At 37.8% G+C, this 20,706-nt stretch carries 17 protein-coding genes; 8 read left to right on the top strand and 9 right to left on the bottom strand.

Annotated elements, in window-relative coordinates; translation table 11 throughout:
- Position 1: 1 nt before the first annotated feature.
- Positions 2-4,060 carry a non-ribosomal peptide synthetase gene (locus PL_RS21555; RefSeq protein ID WP_041877626.1) on the top strand — a complete coding sequence of 1,353 codons (4,059 nt, stop codon included), beginning with the start codon at positions 2-4 and terminating at the stop codon, positions 4,058-4,060.
- Between the two features lies 1 nt (position 4,061).
- Here the strand turns inward: PL_RS21555 and PL_RS21550 are convergent, their stop codons facing one another.
- Positions 4,062-5,231, bottom strand: coding sequence for a glycosyltransferase family 2 protein (locus PL_RS21550; RefSeq protein WP_041877628.1), 1,170 nt, complete (start codon positions 5,229-5,231; stop codon positions 4,062-4,064).
- A gap of 6 nt (positions 5,232-5,237) precedes the next feature.
- Positions 5,238-6,149: a glycosyltransferase family 2 protein gene (locus PL_RS21545; protein ID WP_041877629.1), complete on the bottom strand. Its 912-nt coding sequence runs from the start codon at positions 6,147-6,149 to the stop codon at positions 5,238-5,240.
- A 367-nt stretch (positions 6,150-6,516) separates the two neighbouring features.
- Between PL_RS21545 and PL_RS21540 the strand changes: the two genes are divergently transcribed.
- The 4 genes from PL_RS21540 to PL_RS21525 are packed head-to-tail and all read left to right on the top strand — an operon-like array spanning position 6,517 to position 9,636.
- A complete protein-coding gene (locus tag PL_RS21540) occupies positions 6,517-7,377 on the top strand; it encodes a beta-1,6-N-acetylglucosaminyltransferase (protein WP_041877630.1) in 861 nt (286 codons plus the stop codon).
- A complete protein-coding gene (locus tag PL_RS21535) occupies positions 7,361-7,732 on the top strand; it encodes a sugar 3,4-ketoisomerase (protein WP_041877631.1) in 372 nt (123 codons plus the stop codon). Before PL_RS21540 ends, PL_RS21535 begins: the two co-directional genes overlap by 17 nt.
- Complete coding sequence (locus PL_RS21530) at positions 7,710-8,810, top strand: DegT/DnrJ/EryC1/StrS family aminotransferase (protein ID WP_200890676.1); 1,101 nt, start codon at positions 7,710-7,712, stop codon at positions 8,808-8,810. The genes PL_RS21535 and PL_RS21530 overlap by 23 nt, the downstream gene beginning before the upstream one ends.
- Positions 8,811-8,823: 13 nt before the next feature.
- Positions 8,824-9,636: a methyltransferase, TIGR04325 family gene (locus PL_RS21525; RefSeq protein WP_052495981.1), complete on the top strand. Its 813-nt coding sequence runs from the start codon at positions 8,824-8,826 to the stop codon at positions 9,634-9,636.
- A gap of 13 nt (positions 9,637-9,649) precedes the next feature.
- Here the strand turns inward: PL_RS21525 and PL_RS21520 are convergent, their stop codons facing one another.
- Both PL_RS21520 and PL_RS21515 read right to left on the bottom strand, forming a co-directional pair.
- Positions 9,650-10,639 carry a hypothetical protein gene (locus tag PL_RS21520; protein WP_041877635.1) on the bottom strand — a complete coding sequence of 330 codons (990 nt, stop codon included), beginning with the start codon at positions 10,637-10,639 and terminating at the stop codon, positions 9,650-9,652.
- Positions 10,640-10,688: 49 nt separating this feature from the next.
- On the bottom strand, positions 10,689-11,549 hold the full coding sequence (locus PL_RS21515) for a beta-1,6-N-acetylglucosaminyltransferase (protein ID WP_041877636.1): 861 nt from the start codon (positions 11,547-11,549) through the stop codon (positions 10,689-10,691).
- Between the two features lie 438 nt (positions 11,550-11,987).
- On the opposite strand from PL_RS21515, the gene PL_RS21510 reads away from it, so the two are divergent.
- The 3 genes from PL_RS21510 to PL_RS21500 all read left to right on the top strand — a co-directional run bounded on the left by PL_RS21510 (position 11,988) and on the right by PL_RS21500 (position 15,249).
- Entirely contained in the window at positions 11,988-13,367 is a 1,380-nt protein-coding gene (locus tag PL_RS21510) for a hypothetical protein (protein ID WP_041877637.1), read from the top strand.
- 133 nt (positions 13,368-13,500) lie between these two features.
- A complete protein-coding gene (locus PL_RS21505) occupies positions 13,501-14,301 on the top strand; it encodes a glycosyltransferase family 2 protein (RefSeq protein WP_041877638.1) in 801 nt (266 codons plus the stop codon).
- A 54-nt stretch (positions 14,302-14,355) separates the two neighbouring features.
- Entirely contained in the window at positions 14,356-15,249 is an 894-nt protein-coding gene (locus PL_RS21500; RefSeq protein WP_041877640.1) for a glycosyltransferase family 8 protein, read from the top strand.
- Positions 15,250-15,253: 4 nt separating this feature from the next.
- On the opposite strand, the gene PL_RS21495 is transcribed toward PL_RS21500, so the two are convergent.
- The 5 genes from PL_RS21495 to PL_RS21475 are packed head-to-tail and all read right to left on the bottom strand — an operon-like array spanning position 15,254 to position 20,699.
- Positions 15,254-16,951 (bottom strand): GMC oxidoreductase, encoded by a 1,698-nt coding sequence (locus PL_RS21495; protein ID WP_041877643.1) that lies wholly within the window; start codon positions 16,949-16,951, stop codon positions 15,254-15,256.
- Between the two features lie 3 nt (positions 16,952-16,954).
- Positions 16,955-17,533 carry a gluconate 2-dehydrogenase subunit 3 family protein gene (locus PL_RS21490; RefSeq protein ID WP_052495982.1) on the bottom strand — a complete coding sequence of 193 codons (579 nt, stop codon included), beginning with the start codon at positions 17,531-17,533 and terminating at the stop codon, positions 16,955-16,957.
- Positions 17,534-17,566: 33 nt separating this feature from the next.
- Complete coding sequence (locus PL_RS21485; RefSeq protein WP_041877645.1) at positions 17,567-19,003, bottom strand: MOP flippase family protein; 1,437 nt, start codon at positions 19,001-19,003, stop codon at positions 17,567-17,569.
- Between the two features lie 2 nt (positions 19,004-19,005).
- Positions 19,006-19,806, bottom strand: a complete 801-nt coding sequence (locus PL_RS21480) for a glycosyltransferase family 2 protein (RefSeq protein WP_052495983.1) — start codon at positions 19,804-19,806, stop codon at positions 19,006-19,008.
- 11 nt (positions 19,807-19,817) lie between these two features.
- Positions 19,818-20,699: a glycosyltransferase family 8 protein gene (locus PL_RS21475; protein WP_041877647.1), complete on the bottom strand. Its 882-nt coding sequence runs from the start codon at positions 20,697-20,699 to the stop codon at positions 19,818-19,820.
- Between the last annotated feature and the right edge of the window lie 7 nt (positions 20,700-20,706).

Raw genomic sequence — 20,706 nt, 5'->3', positions numbered from 1 at the left:
AATGATAGATTCTACAAAAAACATAATATATAAACAGGTTGATTTTGATCCTTTTGCCGGAGGAGAAATTATTCGCACCGCACCATCAACAGAGCCCCAGATAGAAATCTGGACTTCCTGTATGCTGGGTGGTGATGATGCAAGCAGGGCATACAATGAGTCTGTCTCACTCCGTCTCAAAGGGAATATCCGGATTGATTTATTAGCCGATACTATAAAAAGAGTAGCAGAAAGACATGAAGCTTTAAGATCCGCATTCAGCAGAGATGGCTCAACAATACTCATTTTTGATCAGGTAAAGGCAGAAGTGTCTTTCGCAGATCTGTCTGAGCTGAATGCTGACCATCAGGAAGAAGAAATCAGCGCATATGTAAATGGTGATGCAATGTTTCTGTTTGATCTTTTAAACGGGCCGTTGTTTAAAACCGGTTTACAAAAGCTTTCTGATCAGGAATATCACTTTACCTTTACCGGACATCATATCATCTGCGATGGCTGGTCACTGGGTATCATCTTACAGGATATCAGTAAAATCTATACTGCACTGGCTAATGGCACTCGTCCTGTTTTAGAAGAAGCAACTGCACTTACTGATTTCGCCTTTGAACAGCTGGAGTTTTCAAAAGGCGCAGAACGCAAAATCAATGAACAGTTCTGGTTAAAAGAATATGAACAAAGTATACCAGTACTGGATATACCAACTGACCATGAACGTCCGCAACTCAGAACATTTAAAAGCAACCGGCTGGATTTTAAGATCTCTCAGGAACTGATTCACGCGCTGAAGAAAACTGGGAAAGCCGAAGGAAGCAGTCTGGTAATTACTTTTCTGGCCGCATTTGAGGTCTTCCTTCATTTTTTAAGCGGACAAAAAGATATAGTAGTAGGATTACCCGCATCCGGACAGGCAGTCACCGGTCATTATAATCTGGTTGGACATTGTGTAAATTTCCTCCCGCTGAGAAGTTATCCAAACAAAAATTACAGTTTCAGAGAATATCTGAAGATCAGAAAACCAGCCGTACTTGATGCTTTTGATCATCAGCAGATTACCTGGGGTAATTTATTAAAGAATCTTAAAATAGCCCGCGACCCTTCCAGAATCCCCCTGGCTCCTGTTGTATTCAACGTTGACATGGGTTTAGATGACGGAGTAAATTTTGAGCAACTGGATTATAAACTGATCAGTAATCCCAGAGCATTTGAAAGCTTTGAATTGTTCATTAATGCAAGCGGTTCAGAAGACTCTTTTGTACTGGAATGGTCTTATAATACACAATTATTTGAAGAGCAAACGATCCGGCAAATGATGGCTGGTTTTGAAAACATAATCAGATTCATCACCACTCAACCCGATCATAAGCTGAAAGAATTAATACAATCAGATAATGCCTGTTTTCTTGCCGAACCTGTTTTTAAAAGAAGTACTACAGTTTCCCATATAAAGACAACTGATTTCAGTGAAGAGATTGCTGCCTTAAAAGGAATAACCATTCAGAGTTTGTTTGAAAAAGCAGCTACCATTTTCAAGGATCAGACTGCAATTACCTTTCAGGATGAATCCATCAGCTACAGTAATCTTGATATCAGAGCAGATAACCTGAGCAGAGCAATCTTAAACCGCGCACCTGATCAGCAAATCATAGGAATCAGTACAACCAGAGGAATAAATATGATTGTGGCTATCCTTGCTATTCTGAAAGCAGGAAAAGCCTATCTGCCTCTTGACCCAACTTATCCCGAAATCAGGTTAAGTCAGATTATTAATGATTCCAATCTCCAGTTCTGTATTGCGGGAGCTGTAGAAAACAAATTCTTTCAGCAACTGGATTTACAGACTATAGATTTTGACATTACTTATAGTTTGCCAGTGCAAACCATGAGTAATCAAAATCCTAACGGATATGTTTTATACACTTCAGGGTCTACAGGAAAACCGAAAGGAGTATATATGACTCAGCTTGCATTAGTTAATCTGATTCAATGGCAGACAGCCAATTCAACTGCCGGTTCCGGAAGTATAACCCTGCAATTTGCACCACTTACTTTTGATGTATCCTTTCAGGAGATATTCTGTACACTATGCAGCGGAGGACAATTAATTCTGATTGATGATGTACTGAGATTAAACCCTGATAGTCTGCTAGACAAAATTGAAGTAAAACAAATCAACAGGATCTATCTGCCTTTTGTTGCGCTACAATTCCTGGCCGAAACCGCTGCAAGCATAGGAAAATTCCCTAGAGCTTTAAAAGAGGTCATGACCGCAGGTGAACAATTAAAAATCACCCCGCAGATTGAACAGTTTTTCAGAGCTGTTCCTGGTTGCGTACTTTACAATCAATATGGCCCGACTGAATGTCACGTGGTTACACAACTGAAGTTAACCGGAAATCCTTCCCGTTGGCCGGCCTTACCTAACATTGGAATTCCTGTATACAATACGGTTATTTATATTACTGATGAAAACCTCGAAATTGTATCACCGGGAGACACCGGGGAATTATGCATTGCAGGTGCCAGTCTGGCTACAGGTTATTTAAACAAACCTGAACTGACGGATGAGAAATTTGTTATGCTCACCTTACCGGATGGAAAACAGGTTAGAACTTATCGTTCAGGTGATCTGGCAAGAATTCTGCCCGATGGAAATATAGAATTTCTGGGACGTAATGACGATCAGGTCAAGATAAGAGGCTATAGAATTGAGATCGGAGAAGTTGAAGCCGTATTAAACCGTATTCCGGGTATTGCACAGGTAGTCGTTACTGCAAAAGAAGATCATAACGGACAGAAAAGATTAGTTGCCTATCTCGCCTCTTCTAATGGCAGTCAGGATACTGGTTATGTAAGAAGCGAAATACAAAACAGACTCCCTGCCTTTATGATTCCATCGGTATTTGTCTGGGTGATGGAATTTCCAAGAACCAGCAGTGGTAAAATAGATAAAAAGCTTTTGCCTGCTCCTGATCACCTGCATTCAGGAGATCTGAGTAAATATACCGCACCACAAACAGCTACCGAAAATGTAATTGTCAAATTATGGGAAGAGTTGCTTAATGTCAAAGAGATTGGTACTGATGATAATTTCTTTGAACTTGGCGGACATTCCCTGATTGCTATTCAGTTCATGATCCAGATAGAAAAGGCAAATGGACATGGATTACCGCTGGCAACATTATTTGAATATCCAACAGTAAGAACACTGGCCAAACTACTTGACGGACAAAACCGGCCTACTACCTATACCTCGCTGGTTCCTATTAAACCAGGTGGGTCTAAAACTCCGATTTACATTGTACACGGAGGCGGATACAATGTACTTAATTTTAGCGGAATAGGACTTCACGTAGATCAGGAACAACCTGTATTCGGTATTCAGGCGCAGGGACTGGACGGTGTGGAAGAGCCAATGGACAATATGGAAGATATAGCCCGTTATTATATAGAAAGTATACTCGCCCAGAATCCTCATGGACCATATGCCTTAGCCGGCTACTCTTTTGGAGGTTACGTAGTGATAGAAATGGCCAGACAGTTAAAGGAACTGGGACATGAAATCAAGATGCTGGGAATCTTTGATACCAATGCAAAAAACCTTGATTTTCATGGAAATGATTTTAATGTTTTTAAAGAAAGAGTCAAAAAACAATTGCCCAAATTATGGTGGATCATCTCTTCACTTTTCAAGAATCCAAAAGCTACTATTAACTATCAGAAACATATCATTACCACCAGACTAAAAGAAGTTCTCGGAATTAAAACCATTACAGAAGAAGAATCAGGTGGGATATATGAAATTATGAGAAGGATTGATAAGAAATATGATATTGCTTATCAGGCCTATAAGTTAGCCCCATTTGATGAAAAAATACATTTATTCAGAGCAACCGATAATGTCTATTTTGTAGAAGACTTCAAATACCTGGGATGGCAGAAATACGCAAAGAAAGGAGTTGAAGTACATGACGTTCCCGGTGATCATAAAACGATGCTGCTTGCTCCTTATGACAAAGAGTTTGCCAGAACGCTGCAATCAGTATTGGACAGCGTTTCTTAAATCAGACTTTTCTTTTTGATTTTTCCCAGGCAGCACTTTGGTTCTTATTATAATATTTAATGATACCTGCTAAAACTGCATAATTCATCATGCAAAAATAGTAAGGGATAAATAATGCTTTGATGCGGATATTCCGCTGTTCAAAGTAAAACCCAATCACACTCAGGAGGTAAAAAAGAATCTGCAGAACAAACAATATCCGGTAAAAAGGAGCAGGAACTGTGAACGCAATAATTCCATTAAGAATAAAAACTGCAAACAACAGAAAAGGCACTATTGTCCAGCGTAAAACCCTGTGACTGATATATTGAAAGGTAAAAACAGGCTGGTTAAAGGGATTGGCAGCTTTTTTCAGTCGCAGTATGGATTGTATTCCCCCTGCTGCTATCCTGATTTTTCTTTTAAGTTCTTCTCTGACGTCAGCCGATGCCGTTTCCATAGCATAGGCTTCCGGCTCGTAGGCAATGATATACCCTTTTTCTGCAATACGCATGGCAATCATATGATCATCAATAATTGTATCTGTTTCTACTGGCTGATAAAGTGCAGTTCTGATACTGAACAATTCGCCGGCAGCACCTACATTGGAATATAATTCGTAATCGAGTTTTTTCAGTTTCGATTCATATTTCCAGTAAAATCCTTCCCCTGCAGAACTTGCATCCGCAGTTTCCTCTACCAGGATTCTCTTTTCACCCGCTACAGCCCCGACTTTAGCATACTGATAATGTTTAACAAGTTCATTAATGGCTTCTGCATTTAAGAATGTATTGGCATCTGTAAATACGGTTATTTCACCCGTAATTAAAGGTATAGCCCTTTTGATTGCAGCCATTTTCCCTGCTCTGAGATCCTGATGTAACAGGGTTATTTCCTTAAAATTGCTAACCCTTGCAGCAGTTTGATCTGAAGAACCATCTGTAATAAAAATCAGTTGAAGTTTATCTTTCGGATAAGCCAGCTGCAGGGTATTCCGTATTTTTTCCTCAATGATATCTTCTTCATTATAAGCCGCAACCAGTAAAGTGACCGAAGGTAAAGCGACATCAGTTTTAAAAACAAATGGTTTGACAAACAATCTCTTGATTTTCACCAGGATGTAAAGAACAAAACCATAACCAACAAATGTATAAACGATCAGAAAAATGCTGATCCAGAAAATTATAATCATCAATATTTATATTTTAAAACCTAAATCTTCACTGTTTTTCGAATGGGTAAGATTCCATTTTATGCCACGAAACACCCACCTGATCAGATCTGTTCTATTCTTTTTAAGATAGATAAATATCTGCTTGGGACAGGCAATGCCGATATAATATAAACTAAAAAACAAAGTATTAAGTTTCCCTGTATTTCTACGGATAAACAACATTCTGTTTCTTGTCATAAAGTATGTCTTGATCATACTTTCCTTACCCACACTCATTGATTCTTTATGATAAACTTTTGTATTGCCAGTAAACCATATCTTTTTACCAGCTCTTTTAAACTGCTCGCACCAATCCAGTTCTTCATAATAAAGAAAGAAATTCTTATCCATCAGGCCAGCACTTTCAAGATCCCGTTTACGACACATCATAGCAGCTCCATGACAGAAAGCAGTTTCTCTGCTCTGATGGTCATACTGTCCGTTATTGTTTTCCAGGAGTCCTATCGTACTGTTCCGGCAGGTTAAATAATCCATTGGTGTGGCTCCTGCATATTGTATGATATCAGGATTATCAAAATATAACAACAACGGTGATATCAGCCCGATCTCCTCATTCTCATCCAGTTCTCTGATCAGCTCACTGATCAGGTTTCCGGTAATTTCTGTATCATTATTTAAGAACAAAAGATAGTCCCCCTGAGCTGCCTCAATTCCAAGGTTATTCCCTCCGGCAAACCCAAGATTTTTTGCAGAGCTTATATATATAAGTTCAGGATATTCTTTCAGAAAATCCTGACGATGATCCTCTTTACTTCCATTATCGACAATGATAACCTCAACCTCAGACAGATTACTATGAAGCTTTACTGACCTGAGAAAATCAATGGTAACTTCAGGCTGATTAAAATTGACGGTTATAATTGAGGTGAGCTTCATTCCGGGTAAAAGTAATTATTTGCTGGTAATATTATTGTTTTTCAATGATTACCCGCATGATATGCAATAAGTAATCCAAGTCCGGCACATCATCATTCAGGCATTTCAAAAGGATTATATTACGCAATAATAGATTTATGTACAAAGAGATCTACAATTTGGGCAAATAAGTCTGATTTATGCCCCTGTTTTTTACATTAGCAGAAGCTCCCGAGATAAAATAGCAAATTTATTGCCTATTAGCATTAAACATTAATTATTATAAAAAAACCACAAGCAATTTAATTGCATTTCAATACTGGCACCATTTTTTCTATACACCAGACGTTACTATCTATCTGAAAAATTCATTAACTCTATTTGAAAAATGCGTGTTGCTCATTTGATACTTACTTATACTGATCCAAAACAAACAGAGAGAATGATTAAAAGTTTATCTCATCAGAATTTCGATTTTTATATACATGTAGATAAGAAATTTGATATAAACCCACATTTATTCCTGAAGTCTATACCCAATGTTTATTTCATCAATAACAGAATAGACGTAAAATGGGCAGGATTCAGCACGGTAACGGCAACTTTTGAATGCATTAAAGAAATTGTAGGAACAGGTATTGAGTACGACTTTATCAATTTTTTAAGCGGTCAGGATTATCCCATCAAAACAGCTGATTATATCAATGACTTTTTTGTTCAGAATAAAGGAAAAGAGTTTCTGAGCTATCGCGATATTAAGAATGACTGGAAAGAAGGACTAATCAGAATGGAAAAGTATTTCCTGACCAGTTATAATTTTATTGGAAAGTACAGAATAGAAATGCTTATCAATAAGATACTTCCTAAAAGAACTTTACCTTATAAACTGCACCCTTATGGGAAGTCAATGTTCTGGATGCTAAGTCCTGAAGTTGCTTTATTTGTAGTAAAAAGAGTCGAAGAAGATCCGAAGCTAAAACACTTTTTCTCTTTATGCTGGGCAAGTGATGAATTCGTTTTTCAGACAATTCTGTTAAATTCGAAGTTTAAAGATAAAGTAGTAAATAATAATTACCGGTATATTGATTGGTCTGCAGGCGGAGCAAGCCCGAAAACACTGGAGAAAAGTGACTTTGGAAAGATTGCAGAATCAGCAATGTTGTTCGCAAGAAAATTTGATGCGGCCGTTCACCCTGAAATACTGGATTTAATTGACAAGAACTTATTAGCACATGGCCCATATAATTAATATACAAACGTTTAAAGACAGCAGAGGAATTCTTACTGTATTAGATAATATCGTTCCTTTTGAGATTAAAAGATTGTTCTATATCTACTCTGTTGATGATACTGAACGTGGCGGACACAGACATCACGAAACTCATCAGGCAGCAATCTGCATTAAAGGTTCCTGCAAAATCACCAACAACAATGGAAAAACAACTGAGGTCTTTGATTTAGATAGTCCGGAAAAATGCTTAATGTTGCTGCCCGAAGACTGGCATGTGATGCATAATTTTTCAGCAGACGCTATTCTTCTTGTACTCGCTTCAACAGCATTTGACCCTAAAGATTATATTTATGAGCCTTATGATTCCATATGAAAGTCTGAAAATACTTAACCGTCCCTTTGAAGAAAAATTTAAAGCCAGGTTTGCCGGTTTCCTTGAAAAAGGATGGTATGTACTTGGAGAGGAGGTTTCTTTATTCGAAGAGGAATTTGCAGCTTATCACGATGAAAAATATGTTGCCGGAGTTGCCAACGGGCTGGATGCGCTGATACTTTCGCTGCGCTGCTGCAACTTTAAAAAAGGGGACGAGGTTATTGTACCCTCCAATACTTATATAGCAACCATTCTGGCTATTATACAGGCTGGTTTAATTCCTGTTCTTGTTGAACCTGACAGCCGTACCTATAATATTGATCCTGCCGCTATACCTGCTGCCATTACAGACAGAACTGTGGCAATTATGGTCGTACATTTATACGGTCAGTGCTGTGAAATGGACCCGATAATGGAGCTGGCTGCACAGCATCAGCTTAAAGTTATTGAAGATTGTGCACAGGCACATGGTGCAAAATACAAAGGTAAACTAGCCGGAACATTCGGCGATTTCGGTGCCTTTAGTTTTTATCCTACTAAAAACTTAGGTGCTTTGGGAGATGCAGGAGCAGTTTTATGTAAAACTGAGGCAGACTATCTCAAAATAAAGCAATTGAGAAACTACGGGTCAGAAAAAAAATATCATAACGGCATAATAGGTTATAATTCAAGACTTGATGAATTGCAGGCTTCTTTTTTAAGAATCAAGCTGCCTTATCTTGATGAAATAAACACACATAAAAGAAAACTCGCACAGTTATATACTGAAAATCTGAACGATTCATTTATTAAGCCAAAGTCAGATCCGGATTTTTATAATGTTTTTCATATCTATAATATCCTGCATCCGGAAAGAGACAGGCTTAAACAATATCTGCTTGAAAACAATATAGGTACCGAAGTACATTATCCTGTAGCGCCGCAGGATCAGCCAGCACTGAAAGATTATCTCCGGAGTTTTGACTATCCCGTATCCGCAAAAATACATCAGCAGACGCTTAGTCTGCCCTGTTCTTTTGCACATACTGAAGCAGACGTACTCGGGGTAATCAGGATTTTGAATAAATTTCACTCATAAAAACAGAAGAAGGATGTTCTATTTACTGAAAGAACTTGCCCCTCCTATTTTACATACTTTAAGATGGTTTAGTTTTAAATATGGCTGGAAAGGTCATTATAAAACTTATGAAGAGGCAAAACAGAAATGCAGAGGTTACGATGAGGATCATATTCTGAACAGAATTATTGAAACTACCTATAAAGTAAAAAACAAAGAAATTGCTTACGAACGTGATGGAATCATGTATGATACCGTTCAGATGAATTTCCCGCTCTTAAAAACACTGCTGTTCGTTGCATCAAAAAACGATAACGAACTGACGATCATTGACTTTGGCGGCTCCCTGGGAACTACCTATTACCAGAATTATCCATATCTGAAACATTTAAAAAAGATAAGATGGTGTATCATTGAACAACCAAAGTTTGTAGAGGCAGGAAAAAAACACTTTGAGAATGAGCACATTAAATTCTATAACAGCATTCAGGAATGTATGGCAGAGAATAACCCCGGGTTATTTTTGATTTGCAGCGTTCTGCAATACATAGAGAAACCATACAAACTGCTTGATGAGGTCATTAATACTGGAATTCCATATGTGATGCTGGACTATGTAGGTTACAATAACCGCAATTCAGACAGAATAACAGTACAATATGTACCCCCGGTATTTTATGGAATAGAAGCATCCTATCCATGTTACTTCTTCAACAGAGCTAAAATACAGGATAAGTTATGTGAACGATATGATAAAGAACATGATTTTATCTCTACAGAAGAGAAATTCTATATTGGATTTAAGCCCTTCAGGTATGAAGGAACACTGTGGAAACTTCGTCCGTAATCAGGTATACGATTTATCTTTTCTGTACCGCAGCTGCAATTAGCTCTTTATAGTTATTTAAATTGAAAGGGTCCTTCATCATCACCTGCAGACTTTTTCTGGTGCCATATACCCAGGAACCAAAAGTAAGTGCTATTGCAGCCTTTTCCTGGATAACATCAACCTCTACGCTGAATTTCCATTTTTTCGTATAAGTTCTGATCAACGTTTTGTCTTTCAGTTCCAAAGCAGGATATTTGTTCAGCAAATCAATTAAAAACTGATCCATCATCAGTTTCTGACGTTTACCCCAGTAATGTAAAATAAACTCATTGGCCGGACGCAGATCTGTTCTGCGCTGCAGTATTAAGGAAAAGGCGAGCTGTTCACTGATAAACCATTCAGAATTCCTGTAAAATTCATCATTCAGCCGGAACACATCAGGCATGTACTCAGCAAAACTCCGGTGAAGGCCCAATACACCCGAATTCCAGCCATAATCATTCTCTGTGAACCTCTCAGCCCGTCCGCCTATCATAAGGTCCCTACCGGAGATGTAATCAATAAATGCCTGTGGAAACTTCCCCTGATTAAAGCCTGTAAAAATTGCCAGTCCTTCTTTAAAGGTATACTCCCGCATGTGCATAAAAGCATGATCTCTGGCCAGTCCGTTTAATAGTTTTGCAGAATCATTAATAAAAAAAGTATCAGAATCTATAAACAATAAATCATCCTCAGGATATTTTTTCAGCGTAAGATCTATACATGCGATTTTTCTGCGGTGATTAAAACCTGTGCCTCCCAGCATTTCCTCCATCAGTGCCGGTGTCATCAGAACATATTCAATATTGGTCTCTTTCAGATAAATCTGAAAAAACTCAGGGTGGTCAGTATAAATAACTATCCTGGAATTTTCAATATCCTGAGTATCAGACCAGGCATAAAAACTTAAGATACAAAATATTGCTCTGCGCAACTCAGATTCAGCGCCGTAAGAGAGAAAAACCAGATTTTTATTAATCATTTGTAAATAAGGGTTTCGGATAATTATCGAACGTTGAAGCGGCCGGTATTTATATGTGCTGAGCTATATGTTCATCAATTTTATCCAGAATATCAGTATTGATTGAAATATCGAATTTTCTGGCAAAGAACATACTGGATGATATCATTTTATCAATATCCTCTAATCCAAGAATCTTCGGGTTTGCCATACCTTCCGGAAAATCTATATAACGCAGATTATCATTAATAATATTATACTTTAAGGGTGAGTTGATCAGGATAGTCGGAATAACAAACTCATCCGTACCCCAGCAATATTTAAGGAATTTGTTGATTTTGACTTCTGTGTCAAAAAATTTCGCAACATACTGAGCACTCTCCCGGTTAATTGTCCACCAGCTGGATTTACTTCCACCATATAACTTCATGGACATCGGAAATTTGCGTAAAGGAAGTATTTTATTGAGCATATTTTCAACAAAAAACTTACCTCTGAAATTATAATCAGTTAAATGGTAACGTTGAAACCGGTTAACCGCACTCTCCCACCAAAGCGAATTCTCAGCTTCATAATAGATAAATGATTTATCCGGATTTTGCTCAAAAAATTCACAGATCTCATTATTACTTTTTAATGGATAATCCTGCCCGCTCAATAAATTATAGAAGCCATACTGATTACCATTATCAAGTACTTCTTTTAAAGAACTGACCATCGCCTGTAAGGTGCTATAACCTCCCCAATTGCAAATCAATCTGTTTTTTATAAACTGAACCCCTTCTAAAGCAGTCAGAAACTCATATTGCCTGATATCAGTTTTTTTATCTACATGAATATAGAAATCAAAATCAGGGTGCTGCATTCTTTTCAAAAGACGACTGAGCTGATGGGGATTTTTATGAGTGATTATAATATGAGCTATACGCATACAAGAATTAAATTAATCCAATTAATAAATATTGGAACGCGTCGTTTTTCATTAGCAGGCAATAATCATAAATACTCTTTCAAAAGTAGGAATTAATAGCAACCATTATTCCATCTTTTACCAAAATTACATTTATCAATGTATATCTGAATTTTAGAAATTCAGATATTAAAATTATCTGCATCTGAATTTCAGATTAAGCTAAACAACGGGTTGTTAAACATCTTTAATTTTCTGTTACCGGTTCCGCAGATTTACTTTTTGAACAGAAAAAAAAGATAATTTATTTTTTCTGCGAATTCTGCTATCAGAGCGTAATAAATTAGTTTAAAACCGGGACATTTTTACCCAAATTTCCCCACTATTTAAAATAAAATTCTTTCTGATACAAATAATATTTGTATCTATGCATTGTAATCTGAAAATATCATACTGAAAATGAGAATATTATATATCATACTTATACTATCCATTCCGTCATTATTATTATTCTCTTCCTGTAAGAAAAATCCGCTTGAAGATCCGGGGAATACATTAATTATTCCTGGTTCGGGACCTGATACGTCCAAGGTTCCGCCACCAATTGTATATAAAAGAACTGTAAATATTGGTACCGGATCTGGCAGTCTGGTATTTGACGGGGCTACTTTTGCTGTACAATGTAACGACCTGATTAAAATCAAAGGAGGATCATATTCGTCAATCACCATTAAGAATGTAATATCTGCTGATGGCTGTCCTATTACCTTCAAAAATGACGGACTGGTTGAAGTTGCAGGAGATTATAATGCAATGTCTCTTTCCAACTTGAAAAATGTGGTTATCTCCGGAGACGGAACTGCAGGACTATCAAAAGGATTTCTGTTCAGAGACAATATATACAGAGCAGTAGTTATTACCGGAACACTGGATAAGTTCACTTTCCAGAATGCAGCCTTTAAAAACGTTAAGGATTTAGATATATCTTTCAAATATAATGCAGTATATGATGGAACAGAATCATCTTATTCTAAAAATCTTAAATTCCTGAATATATCCTGCGATAACACGAACCAGTTTATGACTACAGGCGGTTATATAGAAAATGGAGTAGTTTATGGGCTGGTTAAGGATATAGAAATAGCTAATGTTGATTTCCAGAATGCTCCCGATGTAGGAACTGTGGTTTTTATGGGTAATGCAGAAGATTATAACATCCACAATAACAGGATTAATAACATCAATACAGCGAATAACAATCACAATGGTATTTTCCAGATTGCAGGAAATGGAAGATTCCACGATAACTATATCAGTAACCACCAGGGCAATTCGATCAGAGCCTGGGGACACACTGTTGGTTCAACTCCAAAAGATATACTTATTTACAATAACATAGTTATAAACTCACGCAAGTATTCAGGATTCGAAGTTCAGGCTTATGCTGACAGAATCGTTTCAGGAAAAACCACTTATGTCAATGCTATTGTCTTTAATAACACCTGCGGAAATTTAAACCTGTCAAATGACTGGCAGGCAGCAGTAGTTGATGTATACAGCCTGCAGGGTGGTAAATGTGATGTTTATAATAACCTGGGTTATAACTTCAAACCAAATCAAAAATTAATTGCGCTGCAATGGGCTGAACTTATTCCGAATACCTCATATAATTTATATGACGAAAACTTTTCAGATACAGGCATGTCCGATCAGAGTTCATTTAATTTAACAGCTGCTTCACCTGCCAAACAGAAAGGCAGACCAACACCATTTGTAATTACAGATTTTTATGGTAAACCAAGAAACGCAAGTGCACCATCTATCGGTGCTATTGAATAAGTTTACAGCAATATAAAGGCTATAAAATCTCATCTCCATAAATCTGTGGAGATGAGATTTTTTTTTGGCACTCTATCTGCTTATCTCTCGAACAATCTAAAACATTTATCTTTATAGCAAGGCCCCCTAATAGATGACGAATCCCGCATATAATTTTCCAGAAGTTACCCTGCTTATTACACACTATAACAGATGTAAGTCACTGGAGCGACTGCTGAAAGCCTTTAAAGACCTGAACTGCCATTTTGATGATATAGTTGTTTCTGACGATGGAAGCCAGAAAGCACACCTGCAGTACATACAGGAACTGCAGTCAACCTATCAGTTCCGGTTAATTACTACCCCGGTTAACAAAGGATTGGGCAATAACATCAACAAAGGGCAGGATAGCGTAAATACAGAATATACACTTTACATACAGGAAGATTTTGTACCAAAAGCTACTTTTCCTGAGCACTTTACAAATGCATTACAGATCATGCAGCAGGATAAAAAGTGGGATATGGTTACTTTATATTCTTATTCTCCTTACCCATACATGACCCCTTACAAACTGGGGTTCTCAGAAAAAGTGTTTCATCTTGCTCCATGGTATACCAATAACCTGAAGTTTTATTTATATGGTGATCATCCACATCTGAGAAGATCAACATTCCTTAAAGACTTTGGCAGATATCCTGAGGGCCTGAATGGTGATCAGACTGAGATGCAGATGAGTTTTGCTTTTATTAAAAACAAAGGCAGATGTCTGTTTTATGATGATCACTACGGTCTGCTGACACAGGAAAATTCAGCAGAAGAACCCAGTACGGCTACTTTCAGAAAATCATGGAGAGGCGGCAATAGTATCCCTTTGGTTATAGCCAAATGGATATATGCAAAGTATAAGTTTTTAAAACTTAATTTTCAGCTGCTTACAAAAACAGTAAAATAGGTTTATTACCTAAATCATTTATATTCGTACAAGAAAAGAACTACGCTAAAATTAATGGAAAAATCAAATCCTATTGCAATAATTTGTGTCTGTGACAATCACTATGCTATTTTGCTGGCTGCTTTAATCAAATCTATTGAAGTCAATCATCATACAGCCGAGAAGCTGGAATTCTTTATTGTAGAAGATGGCATTACCAATAAAAATAAATCAAGAATTGCAGACGCAAGCAATCCCGCAATAACTACTATCCATTGGATGGTGATGTCTGAATGCCTGCCTAAAAATGCAAAACTACCAGTTGATAAGAGTAGTCTTCCACTGAATATTTATATCAGACTGTTTATCCCTCATTTCATACCAAAACATATCAAAAAGATCATATTCCTTGATGTGGATATGATTATGCTTGAAGATGTCAGCAAGTTATGGCATACAGATCTGGGTGATAACATTGTTGGTGCAGTCCAGGACCAGTTTATCCAGGTAGTAACCCGCTGGGGCGGTATCAGCAATTATGAAGAATTAGGCATACCTGCCGACAATAAATACTTCAATGCCGGATTAATGGTACTCGATATAGAGAAATGGGAAAATGCTGATATTACCAATAAAGTGCTGCATTGTCTTACAGAATATAAAAAACACGCAGTTTTTCAGGATCAGTATGGGCTGAATGCCGTACTCGCTCTGCACTGGCATGAATTAGATCCTTTATGGAATCGTTTTGCTTATTCTGAAGAAGAGAGACCATTTCTGATTCACTTCACCGGCAGGAAGCCTATTTATAAGTCCTATGAATTCAGTGAGAAGTATAAAGACATCTTCTACTCCTATCTGAATATGACAGGCTGGAAGAACTTTAAGCCAATAGGCGAAAGCTCCAGGTATTTAAAGAAGTTCTATAATATCCTGGAAAAACTCAGAAACTTAATCGGTATCAAATAGATCTTTATAGTTCACCTTTTTTTAACTGCTCGTAAGCAAACTGACTTGCTCTGGCTGTTAGTGCCATATAAGTTAACGATGGATTCTGACAGGCAGAGGAGGTCATACAACTCCCATCAGTTATAAATACATTCTTTGCCTCATGCATCTGATTAAACTTGTTTAAAACAGATGTTTTAGGGTCATTACCCATCCGGGCTGTCCCCATCTCATGAATCGTTGAGCCGCCCGGTTTATTGTAATTAAAAGATTCAATATGTTTGAATCCTGCCTGATCAAGCATCCTGGCCGATGTCTGTTCAATGTCGGTCATCATTTTATGCTCATTTTCACGGAAGGTAAAGTCAATTTTAAGTAGCGGCTGGCCCCATTTATCTTTTTTTGAAGGATCAGGCGTCACCTGGTTATCAAAATAAGGCAGACACTCTCCCCATCCTGCCATCCATACGGTCCACGGTCCGGGTGTGGTTAGCCCGGCTTTAAAGTCTTCTCCAAAACCATCAATACTCTGGGCTTTATCCATCCATTCCTGACGCTCTCCGTGCCCCTGAATATTATAACCTCTTTTAAAATTCAGTTTTTCACCAGGATGAAGATTTCTGTATCTCGGAATCAGAAATCCACAAGGTCTTCTTCCTTTATAATATTGATCTGTAAACTGATCATGCACTCCGTAGGCGCCTGCCGAAGAATGATGATCCATAAGATTATGACCTATCTGCCCGCTTCCATTACCAAAACCATCAGGAAATCTCGAAGAAACAGAATTCAGTAATAATCCGGCAGTGGCGATTGTAGACGCATTGACAAAAACAATCTTCGCATAAAACTCATGCACCTCGCTGGTTAAAGTATCTATCACCCTTACCCCTCTGGCTTTTTGTTTCTGCTCATCAAACAAGATTTCAGTCACGATAGAAAAAGGTCTCAATGTCAGATTTCCGGTAGCCATTGCAGCAGGAATAGTAGAACTGTTACTACTAAAATATCCTCCAAACGGGCAGCCTCTGGTACAAAGGTTTCTATTCTGACAAGGCCCGCGGTTATCCCAGCCCCTGGTTAAATTAGCGACCCTGGCTATAGTTAACAATCTGTGCTCATCATTTTTCCGGATAGAATCTCCAAGATGTTTTTCTATACAGTTCAGCTCCATAGGCGTTAAAAACTCTCCATCCGGCAGGTGTCCCAGATTTTCACGGTTTCCGCTTACCCCTATAAAAGACTCCGCATAGCTATACCATTGCTCCAGATCCTTATACCTGATTGGCCAGTCCACCCCGGTTCCGTCGCGGTGATTCGCTTCAAAATCAAGATCACTTAACCGGTAACACTGTCTTCCCCAGGTCAGCGATCTTCCGCCAACCTGATAGCCCCGGTACCAGTTAAACGGTTTCTCCTGTATATAGGGATGTTCAGCGTCACTTACATAAAAGTGCTTATCGGCCGGACTATAGGCACTGCTCTGAACCGGGTTAGCTTCCCGGTCCTGTATGGTATTATTCATACCCGCTTTAAAGTCCCAGGGATTAAGATTTGCTGTCGGATAATCCACCAGATGCTTAACGTCTCTGCCCCGCTCCAGAAGCAGCGTTTTCATCCCCTTTTTGCAAAGCTCCATGGCCGCCCAGCCTCCGCTGATCCCCGAGCCAATTACAATGGCATCATAAGTATGGAGTATTTTATTTTTATCGCTGATGTACATAATTTATTTGGTTGCCCAGGATCTCTGGTTTGGACGTATAGGAATACAAGCTTCAAAAGTACCAGGAATATAGTCATAGGCCAGCCCCTGAGTAGCCCCTAACCTGGATTGGCAATAGCCTTCAACTGTTAACTCTCTTAGTTTAAGAAAGAAGGGTTTTCCGAAAATTTTATTGTTAATCTTATTCAGAATTTTATAAGAATAGCCTGATGAATTTTTAGCCATCTGTTTTAATACCGCCTTTCGTTCAGCAGGGTTACATTTCAGAAACTCTTTACCATATTCACGAGCCGCATATTCTTCGAGTTCAGCAATTCCGTCAATAAATTTATTCTGTTCCTTTACAGAAGTACAATCCACCATGACCGCAATGATATACTCATGGACATTTGCCGCTTTAGCCCCGGGAGTATCAGTTTGGGGTATAATCATTTCGGCGAGTTCAGCCAGTAATTCATGTTTACTGCTAAATTCTGCAGGAACTACCTTGCGGTGTATACTGAACCACTTAAAAACAGAAAAAGAAGCTGTGCCTGCCACAGCCAGACCAGCTACACTTTTTAGATATGATCTTCTGTCCACCTGAAGTTTAATTTCAAAAATTTAAACATGCTCTTATAATGATTGTTTTAAATTCTTTATTTCCGAAAGCGATAATTTATATTTTAATGTTAACCCACCATAAACCAATCCTCCGATGGCAATCTGTACAATGGTATGGAAAACTCCTGTATTACCTATAAATTGTTTGTAAAGTAAGATCACCACTGCCATCGCCAGACTAAACAGCACAGGCTTGGCAATATTCTCTAAAAATGTTTTCATAAAATCACCTACCATATATTGTATCAATACAAAATTCAGGATAAGCGTAATAAATGTCATGATCAGGAATCCATAGGCGATACCCATAATTCCATATTGTTTAGCCATGAAATAGATCAGTGGAAATTTGATAATTAAAGTTATCAGATTCAGATAAAACAGCAATTTAGGTTTTCCTGTTGAATAAGCTACAGTAGAAAGCGGATACATCAGACACGAGAATATTCCGGTAAATACAAATATTTTAATCAGCGGTACTGTTTCATCCCATCCCGAACCATAGATCAGCGGAATAACATTTGCCGCCATTAAATACAGGCCGGCCAGCAAAGGAATATTCACGTAAGACAGAAAATCTACGATCTTCAGATAAGCCCCTTTCAGCTGTTCCAGATTCTCCTTCATTCTTGCCATGATCGGATAACAGATCTGCACAATAATAGGACAGATTCTGGCAACCGGATAAATGGCTATCTGAGAAGCAATCGTATAATAACCCAGTTCTTTTACGCCCAGTACGCCGCCAATCAGAATGGTGTCCATGTTACTGTTGGCAAAACCCAGCAAACTATCCCCGATATTATAAATACCAAACATCAGGTGATCTTTAATCTCCTTTAGCCTGAAATACCATACCGGTGAAAAATAAACCCTGCCAATAATATTCTGAACAATCATCTTGAGTGTCTGACCTGCTAAAAGACCAAATACCAGAGACTTAGCCTGAAAACCCTGATAAGCCAGCACAATAGTGACCGATGTAGCCAGAATGGAGCAGACAATCTCAGTTAAGGCCAGTGATCTGAATTTAAGTTCCTTTTCCAGCAGGATATTATAAATCTGCCCGAGAAAAACTATAGGAAAATAAAAAGCAGAGATATGAAGAACTTCCAGCAGTCGCGGTTCCTTATAATACATGACCAGCAGCGGTGAGCCAAAGTAAATGATCACAAACATAGCCGCACCTATCATCAGGTTGAGAAAATAGATCGTTGATAAAACTTTATGATCACTTTCCTGTTTGTAAACTATAGAGTTGGAAAAACCAAAATGGGCAAAGATCCCCAGAAAAGTAATCACCAGTGTACTGATACTTACAATTCCAAAAGACGAAGGTTCTAACAATCTGGCCAAAATCGCTATCTGGACAAATTGAAGTACCGTATTGACAACGGTCGAAATTGTTGTCCATTTCGCGCCGGAGATAGCTAATTTTTTATTACTCATATCTATTTATTCAGAACAAAAGAAACGGTGTCCTTAATCATTTTATATTTCAGATAGGCCCAGTATAAAGGCTTAATATCTGCATAAGTTTTAGTTTTCACTTTATCGGGTCTGAACAATCCGGGTTCATCCTCGGGATTATCATGTTCAAACAGCTCCATATAATTTTTAAAGTACAGGGCTTTACCTTTATTTTTAAGAAAGGAACGACACATTTTCATTTCAGTTACATCTCCGTTCGGCGCTTCGAAATACCGGCCAAACTTCGTTGTGAAACCCGCTCTTTTTAAATGCGGATGATCACTGTACACATGAAATTTAAGATGATTGGTATACCATGGCCACAAACTGAATATCATTCGCGAAAAACCTTTTTTATAAGGTTTTAAATAAGGATAAGGAGACCAGGGAAAAGAATAAAAACGAACAATATCCCACTGGCTTTCTGACTTCATGATTTCAAGGCCGTCCTTTAAGGCAGTAATAAAAGCAGATTTGGGCACAAAATCTTCCTGGATATAAAGGATATAAGGAGATTTTACCGCATCCATACCTTTATTGATGTTATTTCCCAGACCTCTGTTTACTTCAGTAGTGACTAAAGTAAAACCCAGATCTTCATGCATCTCTTTTAAACGGTTCAGATGTTCCTTTTTACTGCCGTCATCAGATACAATGATCTGTTCAAAAGAAATTTCATGCTGAGCGATTGTTTTTAACAGGCGTAATAAAGATTCACTCCTGTTATAATGAGTAATAAGCAACGTAACACCCGGAATAAGCTGATTAGAATTTTTCGTCATTTAAATCCCCGTTAGAATAACAGTTTTATCTTCTCAAAGATATTATTTATCTTTTTCATATATCTTGTTGTTTCTCCAATTGGCTTAAACCCTTTCCATGCTGTCAGATTCAGATAATAAAAGAACTCTTCCCTATAATTATAGGCATAGGTTTTATAAATAGGTTTTCTGTGAAAATAATGAATCAGCTTAGGTTTTGGATCGGTACAAACAGAGAAACAGTTCCACATTCTGTCAATCTCGTGCCAGTTACCAATCAGTGAAATATTCAATCCATACTGATCACCCAGACCAGCATATTTCTTATTGCTGTTAATGGCATCAAAAGTTTTCTGTGTAATATCCTGTTCCTGCCACTTTTCTATATTAATAAGCTGGAGACCTGCATTAAAATACTTCTGATCAGGATCAAGACCTAATTCCTGATAATTTTCAATCCCTTCCCTGATAGTCTTTTCATGATCACCGGCATTATCATTTACAGCGCCGATCACTTTATCCCCGGTTTCAATCCTCCATAAATTACTGATATCATCCAGCATGATCATATCCACATCTAAAAAGAGTACCTTTTTGATTTCCTTTGGTATAAAATAAGGGATCAGAAGTCTGATATAAGTATTGAGCGGATAAGAATTATTGACTAATGGCAATTTGACTCCTTCCGGAATTATTTCACTCATTTTCAACCAGATCAGATTAATCTTTTCCAGTACCAGTGAAGCAGTGAGTTTTTGCCTGTTCACTTTCGAGATATGATCATCAACGATATAAATATCCACAATATCCTCACTCAAATGATTCATTTCAATCGATTTCAATAAGGCAGCCATGAGTATTACATAGTGATTATCACAAGCTACTACAACGGATATGCGATTGTTCAGTTTCATATTTTTT

Source organism: Pedobacter lusitanus, from assembly GCF_040026395.1.
In the GTDB taxonomy this organism is placed as follows: Bacteria; Bacteroidota; Bacteroidia; order Sphingobacteriales; family Sphingobacteriaceae; genus Pedobacter; species Pedobacter lusitanus.
Note: the sequence above shows the minus strand (reverse complement) of the source record. Positions and strands in the feature narration are given on the sequence as shown.